General features: G+C 63.8%; 16 protein-coding genes and 1 pseudogene. 12 read left to right on the forward strand and 5 right to left on the reverse strand.

Annotation, left to right across the window (positions count from 1 at the left end):
- Window positions 1–58: 58 nt before the first annotated feature.
- The 5 genes and pseudogenes from P0D71_RS06515 to flgA all read right to left on the reverse strand — a co-directional run bounded on the left by P0D71_RS06515 (window position 59) and on the right by flgA (window position 3,572).
- Window positions 59–463 (reverse strand): type II toxin-antitoxin system HicB family antitoxin, encoded by a 405-nt coding sequence (locus tag P0D71_RS06515; RefSeq protein WP_091798033.1) that lies wholly within the window; start codon window positions 461–463, stop codon window positions 59–61.
- Window positions 460–636 (reverse strand): annotated as a pseudogene (locus P0D71_RS06520) (type II toxin-antitoxin system HicA family toxin); the annotation flags it as partial. The pseudogene P0D71_RS06520 and the gene P0D71_RS06515, both read right to left, overlap by 4 nt.
- A gap of 325 nt (window positions 637–961) precedes the next feature.
- Window positions 962–1,408: a flagella synthesis protein FlgN gene (locus tag P0D71_RS06525; protein WP_091798039.1), complete on the reverse strand. Its 447-nt coding sequence runs from the start codon at window positions 1,406–1,408 to the stop codon at window positions 962–964.
- 94 nt (window positions 1,409–1,502) lie between these two features.
- Window positions 1,503–1,856: a flagellar biosynthesis anti-sigma factor FlgM gene (flgM, locus tag P0D71_RS06530; RefSeq protein ID WP_091798042.1), complete on the reverse strand. Its 354-nt coding sequence runs from the start codon at window positions 1,854–1,856 to the stop codon at window positions 1,503–1,505.
- A gap of 201 nt (window positions 1,857–2,057) precedes the next feature.
- Window positions 2,058–3,572, reverse strand: a complete 1,515-nt coding sequence (flgA, locus tag P0D71_RS06535) for a flagellar basal body P-ring formation chaperone FlgA (RefSeq protein WP_408479513.1) — start codon at window positions 3,570–3,572, stop codon at window positions 2,058–2,060.
- 217 nt (window positions 3,573–3,789) lie between these two features.
- Between flgA and flgB the strand changes: the two genes are divergently transcribed.
- From flgB to flgL, 12 genes are all read left to right on the forward strand, one after another.
- A complete protein-coding gene (flgB, locus tag P0D71_RS06540) occupies window positions 3,790–4,284 on the forward strand; it encodes a flagellar basal body rod protein FlgB (RefSeq protein WP_091798048.1) in 495 nt (164 codons plus the stop codon).
- A 96-nt stretch (window positions 4,285–4,380) separates the two neighbouring features.
- A complete protein-coding gene (gene flgC / locus P0D71_RS06545; RefSeq protein ID WP_012434707.1) occupies window positions 4,381–4,806 on the forward strand; it encodes a flagellar basal body rod protein FlgC in 426 nt (141 codons plus the stop codon).
- Between the two features lie 10 nt (window positions 4,807–4,816).
- A complete protein-coding gene (locus P0D71_RS06550; RefSeq protein ID WP_091798051.1) occupies window positions 4,817–5,536 on the forward strand; it encodes a flagellar hook assembly protein FlgD in 720 nt (239 codons plus the stop codon).
- Between the two features lie 43 nt (window positions 5,537–5,579).
- Window positions 5,580–7,091, forward strand: coding sequence for a flagellar hook protein FlgE (locus P0D71_RS06555; protein WP_091798054.1), 1,512 nt, complete (start codon window positions 5,580–5,582; stop codon window positions 7,089–7,091).
- A 20-nt stretch (window positions 7,092–7,111) separates the two neighbouring features.
- Window positions 7,112–7,870: a flagellar basal-body rod protein FlgF gene (flgF, locus tag P0D71_RS06560; protein WP_408344146.1), complete on the forward strand. Its 759-nt coding sequence runs from the start codon at window positions 7,112–7,114 to the stop codon at window positions 7,868–7,870.
- Between the two features lie 29 nt (window positions 7,871–7,899).
- Window positions 7,900–8,688: a flagellar basal-body rod protein FlgG gene (gene flgG, locus P0D71_RS06565; protein ID WP_011490205.1), complete on the forward strand. Its 789-nt coding sequence runs from the start codon at window positions 7,900–7,902 to the stop codon at window positions 8,686–8,688.
- Window positions 8,689–8,724: 36 nt separating this feature from the next.
- Entirely contained in the window at window positions 8,725–9,423 is a 699-nt protein-coding gene (gene flgH, locus P0D71_RS06570; protein WP_091800954.1) for a flagellar basal body L-ring protein FlgH, read from the forward strand.
- A gap of 2 nt (window positions 9,424–9,425) precedes the next feature.
- The gene (locus P0D71_RS06575) at window positions 9,426–10,610 is read left to right on the forward strand and encodes a flagellar basal body P-ring protein FlgI (protein WP_408479514.1); all 1,185 of its coding nucleotides are present in this window, start codon (window positions 9,426–9,428) and stop codon (window positions 10,608–10,610) included.
- Between the two features lie 12 nt (window positions 10,611–10,622).
- Window positions 10,623–11,621, forward strand: a complete 999-nt coding sequence (gene flgJ, locus P0D71_RS06580) for a flagellar assembly peptidoglycan hydrolase FlgJ (RefSeq protein WP_408299847.1) — start codon at window positions 10,623–10,625, stop codon at window positions 11,619–11,621.
- Between the two features lie 335 nt (window positions 11,622–11,956).
- Window positions 11,957–12,730 (forward strand): flagellar brake protein, encoded by a 774-nt coding sequence (locus tag P0D71_RS06585; protein WP_091800956.1) that lies wholly within the window; start codon window positions 11,957–11,959, stop codon window positions 12,728–12,730.
- A gap of 268 nt (window positions 12,731–12,998) precedes the next feature.
- On the forward strand, window positions 12,999–14,972 hold the full coding sequence (flgK, locus tag P0D71_RS06590; protein WP_091798063.1) for a flagellar hook-associated protein FlgK: 1,974 nt from the start codon (window positions 12,999–13,001) through the stop codon (window positions 14,970–14,972).
- A gap of 10 nt (window positions 14,973–14,982) precedes the next feature.
- Window positions 14,983–16,206: a flagellar hook-associated protein FlgL gene (flgL, locus tag P0D71_RS06595; RefSeq protein WP_091798066.1), complete on the forward strand. Its 1,224-nt coding sequence runs from the start codon at window positions 14,983–14,985 to the stop codon at window positions 16,204–16,206.
- Window positions 16,207–16,213: the final 7 nt, after the last annotated feature.

A 16,213-nucleotide genomic window follows, 5' to 3' on the forward strand; every position in this document is an offset into this window, starting at 1 on the left:
TCAACGCGCGAGCAATTCGCCAGGTGAGCGGCGGGACTGAACCCCGGCCGCTTCACACCTAAGCCATTTCATGTTCCGCGGCGAGCGCCAGAAAGGCCGAGCGCGACATGCCACGTGTCTGGGCGTAAGTGTCGATCTCCTGAACGAGCACCTCAGGCAGTGAGATATTGATACGCACCGCCTTCTTCAAGGCGGGAATATTCCGGGTGGCGACGAATCCCCACGCGAAACCCGTGTACTCGGGATTGCGCTGATGCTCAGGGAGCGTGAGTCGCGCGGGAATCGGCAAGCCCTCGTCGAGCAGTACGTCCAGATGTGCCTCGATAGCTTCTTTCGCATTCGCGTAGGCTTCTTCCAACGTATCGCCCGCGGCGTAGCAGCCGGGAATGTCGGGCACGACAACGCCGAACGCGTGATCCTCGTCGCCCGATTCAATCGCGATCGGGAAAATCAGGTTTTTCATTTCAGGCCCGCCTGTTTCAGGATGCTGTTCAATGTGCCGGGCGGAAGATCTTGCTTTGGGTGCGGGATGGTCACGAGACCGGATCTTGCCGCGTGACGGAAATGATGGTGGCTGCCCGATATGCGGATCAGCCGCCAACCAGCCGCTTGAATCAATTTGACGACCTCGGCACTTTTCGTACTGCGCTCCTTGAATCATACACACGATTACACAACCTCGCTAGGGGGTAGCTCTCCGCCGATACGCGTCCGGGCAGCCTTAAAAAAGCTTGGGACGGCGGGGAGAATCAGTAAGGGGAAGTAGTGATTTCAACGCGGCCAGGAGATTCGCGCCACCTGGCCGGATGGCTAACGCGTGGCTGAAGAAGTCGGGCACGCGCAGAGGAGAGGCCTGAAAAGCAAAAAGGGCTCGTCAAAGACGAGCCCTCGAACTGCTGATTTCAAACCACCTGTTTCGACCGGACCCGCGGGTCAGGCCATGCGGGTCGAGCGACAATCTTTAAACGGCGGGACGCGCCGGAATGCGGCCATCCGGGCCATAAAAACCGACTTTCTGCGGCACGGCCACTTGCAGCGCCGTCAGCGCCCGCTGGTTGTAGTCCATCCGCACGCGAATCAGTTCACCGTTGCTGGTGTTGTTCCGTCGCGCGCGTTCGGCGGCCTTTTGCAGCAGTGACCATTGTTCGGCGACGCGCGCGTCGGCGCTGGCCGCGAGTTCCATGCCGGGCCAGCCGGCGGGAAAGCCCATCTCGGCGAGCAATCCGTCACGCGTGGTTTCGAGCCTCGCGAGCACGCCGATCAGTTCGGTTTTCTGCTCGACGATCGGCGGCAGCAGTTCCAGCGGCGACAAGGCGGTGAGCGCCTTGGTCTCGAGCGTCAGAATCGAGGCGAACGCCTCGACGGCCGAATATTCTTCGACGAGGGTGGCAAGCAGGGCGTCTTTCATCTCAACAACTCGCTGAACACGGCGGCTCGCGCATGCTTCGCGAGCCGGGTTTGTCGAACGCCGCCCGGCACTTCACCGTACTTCGATGCGTCGATCAGTTGCCGGTCGACGAGGTTTTGCTTTGCAACAATTCGCGCGCGGTGTTCAGCACGCCGTCGGCGATCTTGCCGGAATCGATCTTCAGCGAGCCGTCCTTGATGGCCTGCTTGATCGACTCGACGTGCGCCGTGTCGATGTCGGCCGAGCCGGACGCCGCGAGACTGCGCAGATGCTGCGACAGACCCGACAGGCTGACGCTGGCGTCGCCCGAACCGCTGGTGGTGGCCGGCGAGCTCGTGCCCGCACTCTGCGCGTTGCTGTTCGCGGTCGTCGCATCGCTTTGTTGCGAGCGGGACAGGGCGTCTTTCAACGTCGGCAGATTCGAATTGGTTGTGGAATCGACTTTCACGATTGGCTTCCTGAACGATTTGATCCTTATAACGGCTACCGCTGATCAAAACTTTAGCGCAGTCGATCCAGGCGTTACCTTTCCTTACATCTCGAACCAACCCCCTCGTGGGTCCGATTTCTGTGCTGTCCGTCGTGCCGCCCGCGCAAGCCGCAACGGGCATTGAGCGATGAACCGGCACGGCGTGCGCGTCGCGGCGTTTCACAGCTGAATCTCCACGGTCGAGCCGTCTTTCACGATGCCGGAAATGATCTGGCCGTTGGCCGTCTTGACCCGCACCTGCTGGCCCGGCGACGCATTGTTCATCGCGCTGCCTTCCGCCGAAATCGCGAAACCTTCGCCCGCCGCGACAACCCGCACCGTCTGTCCGATCGACACCGCCGACGCGCTTTTCAGCATGTCACGGCGCAGCGGCATGCCGCCGGCGACCCGCGTGAGCGTGACCGAGCCGACCGCCTGCGAAGGGTCCGTGACGATGGCTTGCGGCAAGCCGGTCAGGTCGCCGTCGCGCGCGACGAGATCGGCGGCAGTGAGCACTTCGCCTGGCGCCATGGCACGGGCGGCCAGATAGTAGGTGGCGTGCAGCGAGATGCGCGCCTGCAGATAAATGGTCCACGGACGCTCGCCCGCGCAGCGCACGCCAACGGTCATGCGGCCCCACAGACGTGCGCCGCTCGGCATGAACGGCTCGAGCGTCGAACATTGCGCGAGACCGCGCGGAAACGCCGGCGCCACGGTGATGTCGACCTTGCCGGGCAAGCCGGCGGATTGCTGTTGCAGGAAACCGAGTGCGGCGCTGCGGATCGCTTCCGGATCCTGCTGGCCGGGCAGCGGCAGAGCCTGTGCAAGCGTCGCGGGACGCAGATTCTGTTGGGCGACGGCAGGTGCGATAGTCCGCGTCGCCGACGCATGAGCAATCGCAGCCGGGACAGCGGTCGGAACCGCTGCCGGAGCGGCGACCGCTTTGGTCACGATCGGCTTGCCGTTCGCGCCCAACTGCGGCGGCTCACCGCGTGAAGCCAGGCTGTCGAAGCCCGCTGACGCCGACGCCGACGCGCCGGCGGCCGCGGCGAGCGGAGCGTTGGCGGCCACCGGCTGGACGCCCGCGGTTTGCCGTGCGCTGTTTAGCTGCGGTGCGGGCGTCACCACGACGGGCACCACCTGACGCGACCCCGGCACCACGTTGACTCTTGCGACAGCGTCCGCCCTATTGGCGCTGCCCGGCGCGGGAATCGTCACGACACCGTTGGCGTCGGGCTTGAAGTTGGTGCGGATCATTTGCGGCGCGGCCGGTGGTTCGCCCGCGCCTGGAATGACGATCGAGCCGCTCGCATTGGCGGCACGCGTGAATGAATCGGCGTCGCGAGCCGTTGGACCCGGCGTGAGGGACTGCGCGGTGGCGGCGGCCAGCGTGGCGGCGGAGCCGGCGCGCTTCGCAGGCGTGGCCTGCATATGCTCAGCCAGATCGGCGAGCGCGGCCGGATTCTTTTCTCCGGGGCCGGGAATCACGATCGGGCCGCCCGCTTCCTGAGCCTGGCCGCTGGCCGGCAGCAGCACGATGCCGCCGGCGACCCACACCGTCAGACTCACCGCGAGGCGGGTCAGGAGACGCGAGACGGCCCGCGCGGCACGCCGTGCGGCGTGAGCGCCCGCACCGACGCGATGCGCCGCCGCGCGGTTTGCGCGGTGCGTCGGATTGAAGGTGGGCTGGTCCATCGTGTTTCTCCATCGAATGCATCGGTACGCCTTGCATTCTAGTGAGCGCCCCCTTTGCGCAAACGTTGAATAGAAGCCCCCTTTCCCGGTTATTCGTCCGATTGCCGCTTGCGTTCGGCCCATAAGATGCACCTCATGCAAAAAGGTCTTCCCGCCTGGCGCAGTCCTCTCGCGAGGCACGCATGGGAAGCCTCGGGAACGTTCTCCGGAGATTCTTATGCTGGACAAACTCGATGCCGAATTCGCCTTTGGCCGTGAAGCGCTCGATGTGCGCGCCTACCGGCAGGAGCTGCTGTCGTCGAATATCGCCAACGCCGATACCCCCGGGTACAAGGCGCGCGACGTCGACTTCGCCTCGTCCCTCGCCGGCGCGCTGAAGAAGGCCGGCGGCAGCGCCGGCACCGCCGCGTCGAACAACTCGACGCTGGCCATGACGCAGCCCGCGGGCGTGACGAGCGGTATGTCGATGGCGTCGACCGCGCCGGGCCATATGGCCGGCAAGTCGACGCTGACGCCAACCGGCGGCACGTCCGACGACTACGGCAATCTGCAATACCGCGTGCCGACACAACCCGCGCTCGACGGCAACACGGTCGACATCGACACGGAGCGGGTGCAGTTCGCGGATAACACGCTGCACTTCGAATCGGGCATGACGGTGTTGTCCAGCCAGATCAAAACGATGCTGTCGGCGATCCAGTCGGGCTCGTAAGAAGCCACGGCGACAGACTCAGCGGTACGCAAGAACAATCGCTACGGGAATTAACTTGAAACCGGCTCAACCCGGTGGGAGAGAGGTCAGGAAACCATGCCATCCCTGATGAACATTTTTGGTGTTGCAGGCTCCGCGATGTCCGCGCAGTCGCAGCGGCTCAACGTGACGGCGTCGAATCTCGCCAACGCGGACAGCACGACCGGCCCGGACGGCCAGCCCTATAAGGCCAAGCAGGTCGTGTTCGCGGTCAGCCCGCTCGGCGGCGCGCGCACGGCTTCCGGCCAGCAGGTCGGCGGCGTGCAGGTCACCGGCGTGGTCGACGACCCGACGCCGATGAAGACCGCCTACGACCCCGGCAATCCGGCCGCGAATTCGGACGGCTACGTCACGTTGCCGAACGTCGATCCGGTGCAGGAAATGGTCAACATGATTTCGGCCTCGCGCTCGTACCAGGCCAACGTCGAGACCCTGAACACCGCCAAGACACTGATGCTGAAAACGCTCACGATCGGAACCTGAGGAGAGCTCCTTGACCACCAACACCACCATCGGCAGCAGCGGCACGAACGTGTCGCAAACGCTGCTCGATACGATGAACGGCACGAACAGTGCCTCGAGTTCCACGAGCTCGACGGGCAGCACCTCGGGCACGTCGGCGACGGATCTGCAGAACACCTTCCTGCAATTGCTCGTCGCGCAGTTGAAGAACCAGGACCCGACCAATCCGATGGACAGCTCGCAGATGACCTCGCAGCTGGCGCAGATCAACACGGTCTCGGGCATCAGCCAGTTGAACACGACGCTCAGCTCGCTCGCCACGCAGATGTCGGCAGGCCAGCAGTCGCAAGCGGCGCTGCTGATCGGCTCGACCGTGCTCGCTCCGGGCAGCTCCGTGTCGGTCGCGAGCGGCAAGGCCGGCGCGTTCGGCGTGCAGCTCGCCAACTCGGTGGGCGATCTGCAGGTCGTCGTGAAGAACTCGGCGGGCACGATCGTCAACACGATCGACCTGGGCAAGCAGTCGGCCGGCACGATTCCGGTGGGCTGGACGCCGACCGATACGGCCGGCAATACGCTGCCGGACGGCACTTACACGATCAGCGCGGTCGGCACGATCAACGGTCAGCAGGCCACGGCCACCACGCTCACGGGTGCGACGGTGCAAAGCGTCGTCATGCAGAACGGTGCGCCGGGCCTCGTGCTCTCGAACGGCTCGACGGTCGGCCTGACCAGCGTCGCCGCCATCCTCTGATTCAGATTCAGTCAGTCACGACTTTCCAGATACGGAGACCGTCATGGGTTACCAACAAGGTTTGAGTGGTTTGTCGGCATCGTCGAGCGATCTCGATGTGATCGGCAACAACATTGCCAACGCGAATACGGTTGGCTTCAAGAGCGGCGCCGCGCAATTCGCCGATATGTACGCCAATTCCGTGGCGACGGCGGTGGGCAACCAGGTCGGCATCGGCACGAAGCTCGCCGAAGTTCAGCAGCAGTTCTCGCAAGGGACGATCACGAGCACCAACCAGGCGCTCGACGTCGCGATCAACGGCAACGGCTTCTTCCAGTTGTCGAACAACGGCTCGCTGGTGTACTCGCGCAACGGCGTGTTCCAGCTCGACAAGAATGGCTACATCACCAACGCACAGGGCCTGCAACTGATGGGCTACGCGGCGAACAGCTCGGGCATCATCAACACCGCGCAGACCGTGCCGCTCACCGTGCCGACCGCGAACATCGCACCGCAGGCGACCACCAAGATCGTCGCCGGCCTGAACCTGAACGCGCAGGATCCGCTGATGCTCGGCACGCCGACCGTCACGCCGACGCTCGCCGGGGGCAGCACGCTTACCACGCCCGGCGCGACCATCACGAACACTGCGTCGGGTACGAACAACGACAACTACACGGTCAACTTCACGAGCCCGACGACCTACACGGTGACCGACACGACGCTCGGCACGACGTCCGCCGCCGCGACGTACACGGCGGGCTCCGCGATCTCGCTGGGCAACGGCCAGACCATCACGTTCAACGGCACGCCGGCGACCGGCGACAGCGTCGCGATTGCGCCGACACCCGTGGCGTTCAACCAGAACAGCTCGTCGACGTACAACTACTCGACCAGCACCACGGTCTATGACTCGCTCGGCGGCTCGCAGACGGTCAACATGTACTTCGCCAAGACCTCGGCCGGTACGTGGAACGTGTACGCGGGCACCTCTACCGGCACGGCGAGTCTGATCGGCCACGCGAACTTCAACTCGTCGGGCACGCTGCTCGGCACGACGACCGCGGCCGGCGTCGCAACCACCACGCCGTTCGCTTACAACTTCTCGATCCCGACCACCGACGGTTCGTCGACGCCGCAGAACCTGACGCTGAACATCGCCGGCACGACGCAGTACGGCGGCAAGGACGGCGTGAACTCGCTGCAGCCCGACGGCTACGCAGCGGGCACGCTGACGAGCTTCACGATCGGCGCCGACGGCACGCTGACCGGCAACTATTCGAACCAGCAAACCGCGGCCCTCGGCCAGATCGTGCTGGCGAACTTCTCGAACCAGAACGGTCTCGTGAACCTCGGCAATAACGAGTTCCAGCAGACCTCGCAATCGGGCGTCGCGCAGATTTCGGCGCCGGGCTCGACCAACCATGGCGTGCTGCAAGGCGGCGCGGTGGAAAACTCGAACGTCGATCTGACGAGCGAACTGGTGAACCTGATCACCGCGCAACGCAACTATCAAGCGAACGCGCAGACGATCAAGACCCAGCAGACCGTCGACCAGACCCTGATCAACCTGTAAGCGACCGGGACCCACCCATCATGGATCGGCTGATCTACACCGCGATGTCGGGCAGCACGCAAGCGCTCGAACAGCAGGCTATCGTCGCGAACAACCTGGCCAATGCATCGACCACCGGTTTTCGCGCGCAACTGGCGACTTTCCGTGCCGTGCCGATGTCGTTCGGCGACGGCAGTTCGATCAACGACAACACCACCCGCACCTTCGTGCTGTCGTCGACGCCGGGCGCGGACTACACGCCGGGGCCGATCCAGCAGACGGGCAACCCGCTCGACGTGGCGATTCAAGGCCCGGGCTGGCTGGCGGTGCAAACCACCGACGGCGGCGAGGCTTACACGCGTGCCGGCAATCTGCATATCGACGAAAACGGCCAGCTGGTGAACGCCACCAATCAGGTGGTGCTCGGCAACGGCGGCCCGGTGTCGGTGCCGCCGGGCGCGCAAATCACTATCGGCAAGGACGGCACGGTGTCCGCGCTGACGCCGGGTGATCCGCCCACCGCGGTGGTGACGGTCGATCAGCTGAAGCTGGTGAATCCGGATCCGCAAACCATGACGCGCGGCGACGATGGTCTCTTTCGCACCGGCGACGGCAACCCCGCCGACGCCGACCCGACCGTCACGCTGGCGCCGGCTTCGCTCGAAGGCAGCAACGTGAATCCGGTCAGCGCGATGGTCTCGATGATCACCAATGCGCGTCAGTTCCAGATGCAGACCAAGCTGCTGGAAAGCGCCGACAAGAACGACCAGTCCGCCAACCAGCTGCTCAGCTTTAGCTAATGGGCGCTTAGGCGCCTTGGAGAAGAACCATGAATCGCTCACTCTACATCGCCGCCACCGGCATGAATGCGCAACAGGCGCAGATGGACGTGATCTCGAACAACCTCGCGAACGTCAGCACCAACGGCTTCAAGGGCTCGCGCGCGGTGTTCGAGGATCTGCTGTATCAGACCATCCGCCAGCCGGGCGCGAATTCGACGCAGAACACCGAACTGCCGTCCGGCATCCAGCTCGGCACGGGCGTGCAGCAGGTCGCCACCGAGCGTCTGTACACCCAGGGCAACCTGCAGCAGACCGGCAACTCGAAAGACGTCGCCATCAACGGCCAGGGCTTTTTCCAGGTGCAGATGCCCGACGGCACGACCGCCTATACCCGCGACGGCTCGTTCCAGACCAACGCGCAAGGCCAGCTCGTGACTTCGAGCGGCTACCAGGTCATTCCGGCGATCACGATCCCGAACAACGCGACGTCGCTCACCATTGGCAGCGACGGTGTGGTGTCGATCACGGTTGCCGGCTCGACCAACAGCCAGCAGCTCGGCTCGATGCAGATCGCGACTTTCATCAACCCGGCGGGCCTCGATGCGAAGGGTGAAAACCTGTTCGCGGAAACCGCTTCGTCGGGCGCGCCGAATGTCGCGCAGCCGGGCCTGAACGGCGCCGGCACGCTGAATCAGGGCTACGTGGAAGCATCGAACGTGAACGTGGTGCAGGAACTGGTGAACATGATCCAGACGCAACGCGCTTACGAAATCAACAGCAAGGCCGTGACGACCTCCGACCAGATGCTGCAGACCCTGAGCCAGATGCAGGTTTAAGGCTCGAGGGACTGGAATTAACAGGCGGTAATCATGATGTCGCACTTCACTCGCAATCCGGTTCATTCGCGCACCGCTCAGGCGCTCGTGCAGCTCACGCTGCTCGCCGCCCTGGGTGGCTGCGGCCTCGTGCCGAAGCAGCCGATCACGCAGCAACCGATGACAGCGCTGCCGCCGATGCCGCCTTCGGCGCAGTCGCCGGGCTCGATCTACAACCCGGGTTATGCGGGCCGGCCGCTGTTCGAAGACCAGCGGCCGCGCAATGTCGGCGACATCCTGACGATCGTGATCCAGGAAAACGTCAACGCAACGAAGTCGTCGGGTGCGGGCGTCAACCGCAGCGGCAACACCAACTTCGACGTACCGACTGCCGGCTTCCTCAGCGGCCTGTTCGGCAAGGTCAACCTGAGCGCGAACGGCGCCAACAAGTTTGCCGCGACAGGCGGTGCGAATGCGTCGAACACGTTCAGCGGCGTGATCACCGTCACCGTGACGGGCGTGCTGCCGAACGGCAACCTGATGGTGAGCGGCGAGAAGCAGATGCTGATCAACCAGGGTAACGAGTTCGTGCGCTTTTCCGGTGTGGTGAACCCGAACACGATCTCCAACCTGAACGCCGTGTACTCAACCCAGGTCGCCGACGCGAAGATCGAATATTCCGCGAAGGGCTATATCGACGAATCCCAGAACATGGGCTTCCTGCAGCGCTTCTTCCTCAACGTGTCGCCGTGGTGATCATGCGTACCGTCTTTTCCCGCACCCGCCTCGCGCGATTCGCCGGTTTCGGCCGCATGCTCGCCTTCGTCGCGCTTGCCTGCGCGGCGCTGCCGGCGGTGACGCCTGCCCACGCCGAACGTCTGAAGGACCTCGTGCAGATCCAGGGCGTGCGCGACAATCCGCTGATCGGCTATGGCCTCGTCGTAGGCCTCGACGGGACGGGCGACCAGACCACCCAGACGCCGTTCACCACGCAGACACTCGCCAACATGCTGGCGAACCTCGGCATCTCGATCAACAACCAGGCGGCCGGCTCCAGCAATTCGCAGTCGTCGCTGTCGAACATCCAGTTGAAGAACGTCGCCGCGGTGATGGTGACGGCGGTGCTGCCGCCGTTCGCGCGTCCGGGCGAAGCGATCGATGTCACCGTGTCTTCGCTCGGCAATGCGAAGAGCCTGCGCGGCGGCACGTTGCTGCTCACGCCGCTGAAGGGCGCCGACGGCCAGGTGTATGCGCTCGGCCAGGGCAATCTCGCGGTCGGCGGCGCGGGCGCCAGCGCGAACGGCAGCAAGGTGCAGGTGAATACGCTCGCTGCGGGCCGCATTGCCGGCGGCGCGATCGTCGAACGCGCGGTGCCGACTTCAGTGTCGCAAGCGGGCACCATGCAGCTCGACCTGAACGAAATGGACTACGACACCACGCAGCGCGTGGTGGCCGCGGTGAACAACGCGTTCGGCGGCGGCACGGCGACTGCGCTCGACGGCCGCACGATTCAACTGCACGCGCCGAGCGATCCGGAGCAGCAGGTCGCCTTCATGGCGCAATTGCAGAACCTCGACGTCAAGCCGGCGCAAGCGGCCGCGAAGGTGATCCTGAACGCGCGCACCGGCTCGATCGTGATGAACCAGATGGTCACGCTGCAGAACTGCGCGGTGGCGCACGGCAATCTCTCGGTCGTGATCAATACGCAGCCGGTGGTGAGCCAGCCGGGCGCGTTCTCGAACGGCCAGACGGTGGTCGCCAAGCAGTCGCAGATCCAGATGAAGCAGGACAACGGCGCACTGAAGCTCGTGACCGCCGGCGCGAATCTCGCCGAAGTGGTGAAGGCGCTCAACGCATTGGGTGCGACGCCCGCGGATCTGATGTCGATCCTGCAGGCGATGAAAGCGGCGGGCGCTCTGCGCGCCGACCTGGAAATCATCTAAGGAAGACACAGGATGAATTCGGATACGACTAATTCCGCCGCTTCGGCGAACGACCTGACCCAGCGCTTCGCGCTGGACGTGCAGGGCTTTGCGAAGTTGAGCGCACAGGCCAAGGCTTCGCCGCAAGCCGGCATGAAGATGGCCGCGCAGCAGTTTGACGCGGTGTTCACGCAAATGATGTTGAAGAGCATGCGCGACGCGACCCCGCAAGACGGTCCGTTCGATTCGCACGACAGCGCCACCTTCACGTCGATGATGGATCAGCAGTTGTCGCAGCAGCTTTCGCAAAAGGGCATTGGCGTGGCCGACGCCATGCTCAAGCAGATGATGCGCAATCAGGGCATGCAGGTGGGCGGCGGCGCAAATGGCGCGGGCGGCCTCGCCGGCATGGCCAACGCACTGGGCGGCGGCAGCGGCGGTGACGAAGGCCAGACCGCGGCGCTCAATGCGCTCGCCAAGGCCTACGGCAACGCTCAGGCCAATGGCCAGTTGGCGATGGGCAAGGGCTACTCGGCCAACAGCGCGCTCACACCGCCGCTCAAGGGCGACGGCACTTCGCCGAAGGTCGACGCATTCGTCGACAAGCTCGCCGAGCCGGCCCAGGCGGCCAGCGCGGCGACCGGCATTCCGGCGCGCTTCATCATCGGTCAGGCCGCGCTCGAATCGGGCTGGGGCAAGAGCGAGATCAAAAAGGCGGACGGTTCGACCAGCCACAACGTGTTCGGCATCAAGGCGACCAAGGACTGGACTGGCAAGACCGTGTCGACGGTCACGACCGAATACGTGAACGGGAAGCCGCAGCGTGTTGTCGAAAAATTCCGCGCGTACGATTCGTATCAGGAAGCCATGACCGACTACGCGAGCCTGCTCAAAGGCAATCCGCGTTATGCGCAGGTGATCAATTCGGCGCACGACGTGAACGGTTTTGCCAATGGCATGCAACGCGCCGGTTACGCCACCGATCCGCATTACGCGAAAAAACTGATGTCCATCATGCAGAAAATGGGCTGATCCACGCCCATGCGGTTTGAATCAGCCGGGCATCGAATCGAATAAACGCCATGCACGCGACGGGGCCAGGTGCATAACAAGACGGAGACGGCCGGCTGCCCATAGGCGGCCGGTCCACCCGCGAAAGGCGTGAGGTGTGTTTAACGTTTGCGCAAATAATTCATGGCACGCCCCTAAATTTTGGCCGGACGCTGCCGCTAATGAGTTAGACCCAATACCGGAAAACGTTGTAATGTCCGGTTTGATGCGCGTGCTGCGGCTTCGAGGAAGACCGCGTGAAAGCCCTGCCAGGAGCCTTGGCACGCGCCCGCAAGAACAAGCATACCGGCAAGCCCATGGATACTACCCAGTTGAACGGCCAGACCGACACACCCGGCCAGCTGCACGCAGCGACCGACGAAGGCGTCAACGATTTTGGCCGGCGCAATCCGCTGGAGATTGGCGTTCAGTTGCGCAATCTCGTCAATCGCGGCGATTTCCTCACCGTTCAATACGCAGGCGGACAGCTCGTAACGCGTCTGCTCGAAGTCGACGTGCGCGGACGCACTTTCACGTTCGATTGGGGCGCACTGTCCGATCAGAACCGCGGCCTGCTCGGCGCACCCGGCTGCCAGTTCCATGCGCAGCCGGATGGCGTGCGCGTAGAGTTCGCCACCACCACACCGCGCGAAACCCGTTTCGAAGGACTGCCGGCATTCGAGGCCGACTTCCCCGAGGTGCTGTTCTACGTGCAGCGCCGCGAGTATTTCCGTGTCGATGCGCCGATTCTCGATCCGTACATGTGCACCGGCCGTTTGCCCGAAGGCGATACGTTCCGCTTCGAAGTGCACGACCTCTCGCTCGGCGGCGTCGGCATGCGCACCGCCGACGAACGCGTGGCCGAATTGCCGATGGGCACGCGCCTCATGGATTGCGAATTGTTGCTCGGCGCGCTCGGCCGGCTCTCGCTCGATCTGCAACTCGTGTCGCATCGCTCCACGGCGCTGCCGAACGGCACGCAGCGTTACCAACTTGGCTTCCGTTTTCTGGCGCTGCCGGGCAGTGCGGAAAACACGCTGCAACGTCTGATTACGCAACTCGAAATGAAGCGCCGTTCGCTGGTGCGCTAACTGAAATGCTGGATCACCGGTGCGTGAGCGGGACTGCTCGCGCACCGTTCGCTTGCCGTTCATCACCCTTGCTTCATCACCCTGTTTTTCGCGCCGTCCGCATGCTCATGCGCGACGAGTGACGAACCCGGCAGGCTAGCCTCGCAAACGTTGAAACAAACGTCGAACACACATCGGAATGACCTCAATTTTTCCCTGTTGAGGCCGTTAAACAGAATGTTCAAGTAACGCGGCGGCATGTGTACGGTGTCGCCCTTCAGGATGACGCATGTCCAATCTCATCAATCTCGGCCTCAGTGGACTGAACGCAGCCCAGTGGGGACTCACGACGACCGGCCAGAACATCAGCAACGCGTCGACGCCAGGCTATACCATCGAAACGCCGGTGTACGCGGAAAGTGGTGGCCAGTACACGGGCTCGGGCTATTTGCCGCAAGGCGTTTCGACCACGACCGTTACGCGCCAGTACAGCCAGTATCTGACTACCGAGCTGAACAACGCGCAGAGCTCGGGCAGCTCGCTGTCGACGTACAACACGCTGATTTCGCAGCTGAATAATCTGATCGGCAGTCCGACTGCGGGGATTGCGAGTGCGATCACCAGCTATTTCACCGGCTTGCAGAACGTCTCGAACAATGCGTCGAGTCTGGCTACCCGTCAGACCGCGATGAGCGGCGCGCAGACGCTGGTGAACCAGATCAACGCCGCGGGTCAGCAATACGACGCGCTGCGCCAGAGCGTCAACACGCAGCTCACCAATACCGTGTCGCAGATCAACAGCTATACGCAGCAGATCGCGCAGTTGAACGGGCAGATCTCCCAGGCCAGCACGCAGGGGCAGCCGCCCAACCAGTTGCTGGACCAGCGCGATCTCGCCGTGTCCAACCTGTCGCAACTGATCGGCGTGAACGTCGTCAACAGCAACGGTAGCTACAGCGTGTTCATGAGCAACGGCCAGCCGCTCGTGTCGTCCAACAACAGTTACAACCTGGGCACCGCGCCTTCGACCGGCGACACCAGTGAACTGTCCGTGCAGTATCTCGGCCAGGCCGGCGCAAACCCGGCGGCGACGCCGCAGAACCTGCCCGACAGCAAAATCGACGGCGGTACGCTCGGCGGCCTGCTCGCGTTCCGCAGCCAGACGCTCGACCCGGGCGAGGCGCAACTCGGCGCGATTGCCGTGAGCTTCTCCGCGCAGGTCAACGCGCAGAACGGCCTGGGTATTACGCTCGCGGGCGCGAAGGGTAGCGCGTTGTTCTCGGTGAGCGGCCCGACGGTCTATGCGAACACGCAGAACACCGGCAACGCGTCGCTGAACGTGTCGTTCGCGAACCCCGCTCAGCCGACCACCGGCGATTACACGCTGGCCTACAACGGCACCACTTACACGCTGACCGACAATTCGACGGGCAGCGTGGTGGGTTCGGCGACCAACCTGAGCCAACCGATCAACGGCCTGAATTTCTCGACCACCGGCACGATGAACGCCGGCGATTCGTTCACGGTCGAGCCGACCCGCGGTGCGCTGAACAGTTTCGCGACCGCCACTACCGACGCATCGGCGATCGCCGCCGCGGCGCCGGTGCTCGCCAACGCCGCGTCGAGCAACACCGGCACCGGCACGATTACGCAGGGCACGGTGACGGCCGGCTACACCATGCCGAATTCGACCACCACGCTGTCGTACGACGGCACGGGCCTGTCCGGCTTCCCGGCCGGCTCGACGGTGACGGTGGCCGGTTCGCCCGCCACCACGTATACGATCGCCAGCGCGGCGACCGTGGTGCCGTATTCGTCGGCCACCGGCGCCACGCTCACGATCAACAACGCGACCCTCGGCCAGATGAACAACGTGTCGGTGACGATCAGCGGCGCACCCGCTGCCGGCGACAAGTTCACCATCGGCCCGAACACCGGCGCCACCAACGACGGCCGCAATGCGCTGGCGTTGTCGAACCTGTCCACCGCGAAAGCGATGTCGGGCGGCACGGTCACGCTGACGGGCGCGTATGCGAACTACGTCAACCAGATCGGCAATCAGACCAACCAGATCCAGACCTCGAGCACGGCGCAGAGCTCGCTGGTGACTCAGATCACCACCGCGCAGCAGTCGGTTTCAGGCGTGAACATCAACGAAGAAGCAGCCAACCTGCTTCAGTATCAGCAGCTGTATCAGGCGAACAGCAAGGTCATTCAGACCGCGCAGACCCTGTTCCAGACGATACTCGGCATCTTCCAGTGAGGCGTTGACAATGCGCATCTCCAGCACGCAGTACTTCAACATGAACGTCGCGACGATGAGCGATCAGCAAGCTCAACTGTCGCAGTTGTACGCCGAGATATCGAGCGGTGTGAGCCTCTCCACGCCGTCGGACAATCCGCTCGGCGCGGCACAGGCGGTGCAGTTGAGCTCGACGGCGACGACCCTGTCGCAATACACGACCAATCAGGGCACCGCGCTGGCGTCGCTCCAGCAGGAAGACACCACGCTCGGCAGCGTCAACACCGTGCTGCAAACCATTCATACGCTGGTGCTGCGCGCCGGCGACGGTTCGCTGAACGACGGCGACCGCGGCTCGATCGCGACGCAGCTGCAAAGCTTGCGCAGCCAGCTGATGACGCTCGCCAATTCGACCGATCCGCAAGGCAACTACCTGTTCGCCGGTTATCAAAGCAGCGCGCAGCCGTACACCACGAACTCGGCCGGCGTCGTGACCTATTCCGGCGATACGGGCACGCCCGGCGTGCAGATTACCGACTCGCACGTCGTGCAGACCGGCGACAATGGCATTTCGATCTTCGGCAGCGTGGCGCCGATCGGCACCAATTCCGTGCCGGCCGCGACGACGGGTAACACCGGTACGGGCGTGATCAGCTCCGTGAGCCTGAACAACCCGACCGATCCGACCAACGCGGACAAGTACTCGATCAATTTTTCGTCGGCCACCACCTACACCGTGAGCCAGACCGATCCGGCTACCGGCGCGGTGACCACGAGTGCGCCGCAGGCGTTCACCGCCGGTTCGGCCATTACGCTCGGCGGTCAGTCGGTGTCGATTACCGGTGCGCCGAACGCTGGCGACAGCTTCACGGTGACGCCGGCCACGCAAGGCAGCATGGACGTGTTCGCCAATCTGAGCCAGTTGATCACCACGCTGCAAACGCCGGTGTCGGGCGGCGCCTCGACGGCCAGCTTCCAGAGCGCGCTGACTACCAGCATGGCCCAGCTCGAGAACACGATGAACAACGTCGTGACGGCGCAAGCGGCGGTGGGTGGTCGCGAGCAGGAAGTGCAGGCGTTGCAGACGGTCACGCAGACCAACACGCTGCAGACCTCCAGCAACCTGGCGGATCTGACGCAGACCGACATGGTCAAGACGATCGGCAAATACACGATGACGCAGGCTGCGCTGCAAGCGGCGCAACAGGCGTTCGCGAAGATTCAGAACATCTCGCTGTTCCAGTACCTGAGCTGATGACACG

Origin of the sequence: Paraburkholderia sp. RL17-383-BIF-A, assembly GCF_046028015.1 — a bacterium.
In the GTDB taxonomy this organism is placed as follows: Bacteria; Pseudomonadota; Gammaproteobacteria; order Burkholderiales; family Burkholderiaceae; genus Paraburkholderia.

Coding starts and splice junctions, on each gene's coding strand:
- flgC (WP_012434707.1), top strand. CDS start 4,381: ATGCCATCCCTGATGAACATTTTTGGTGTTGCAGGCTCCGCGATGTCC.
- flgJ (WP_408299847.1), top strand. CDS start 10,623: ATGAATTCGGATACGACTAATTCCGCCGCTTCGGCGAACGACCTGACC.
- flgA (WP_408479513.1), bottom strand. CDS start 3,572: ATGGACCAGCCCACCTTCAATCCGACGCACCGCGCAAACCGCGCGGCG.
- flgB (WP_091798048.1), top strand. CDS start 3,790: ATGCTGGACAAACTCGATGCCGAATTCGCCTTTGGCCGTGAAGCGCTC.
- flgG (WP_011490205.1), top strand. CDS start 7,900: ATGAATCGCTCACTCTACATCGCCGCCACCGGCATGAATGCGCAACAG.
- flgL (WP_091798066.1), top strand. CDS start 14,983: ATGCGCATCTCCAGCACGCAGTACTTCAACATGAACGTCGCGACGATG.
- flgK (WP_091798063.1), top strand. CDS start 12,999: ATGTCCAATCTCATCAATCTCGGCCTCAGTGGACTGAACGCAGCCCAG.
- flgH (WP_091800954.1), top strand. CDS start 8,725: ATGTCGCACTTCACTCGCAATCCGGTTCATTCGCGCACCGCTCAGGCG.
- P0D71_RS06555 (WP_091798054.1), top strand. CDS start 5,580: ATGGGTTACCAACAAGGTTTGAGTGGTTTGTCGGCATCGTCGAGCGAT.
- P0D71_RS06515 (WP_091798033.1), bottom strand. CDS start 463: ATGAAAAACCTGATTTTCCCGATCGCGATTGAATCGGGCGACGAGGAT.
- P0D71_RS06575 (WP_408479514.1), top strand. CDS start 9,426: ATGCGTACCGTCTTTTCCCGCACCCGCCTCGCGCGATTCGCCGGTTTC.
- P0D71_RS06585 (WP_091800956.1), top strand. CDS start 11,957: ATGGATACTACCCAGTTGAACGGCCAGACCGACACACCCGGCCAGCTG.
- flgF (WP_408344146.1), top strand. CDS start 7,112: ATGGATCGGCTGATCTACACCGCGATGTCGGGCAGCACGCAAGCGCTC.
- P0D71_RS06525 (WP_091798039.1), bottom strand. CDS start 1,408: ATGAAAGACGCCCTGCTTGCCACCCTCGTCGAAGAATATTCGGCCGTC.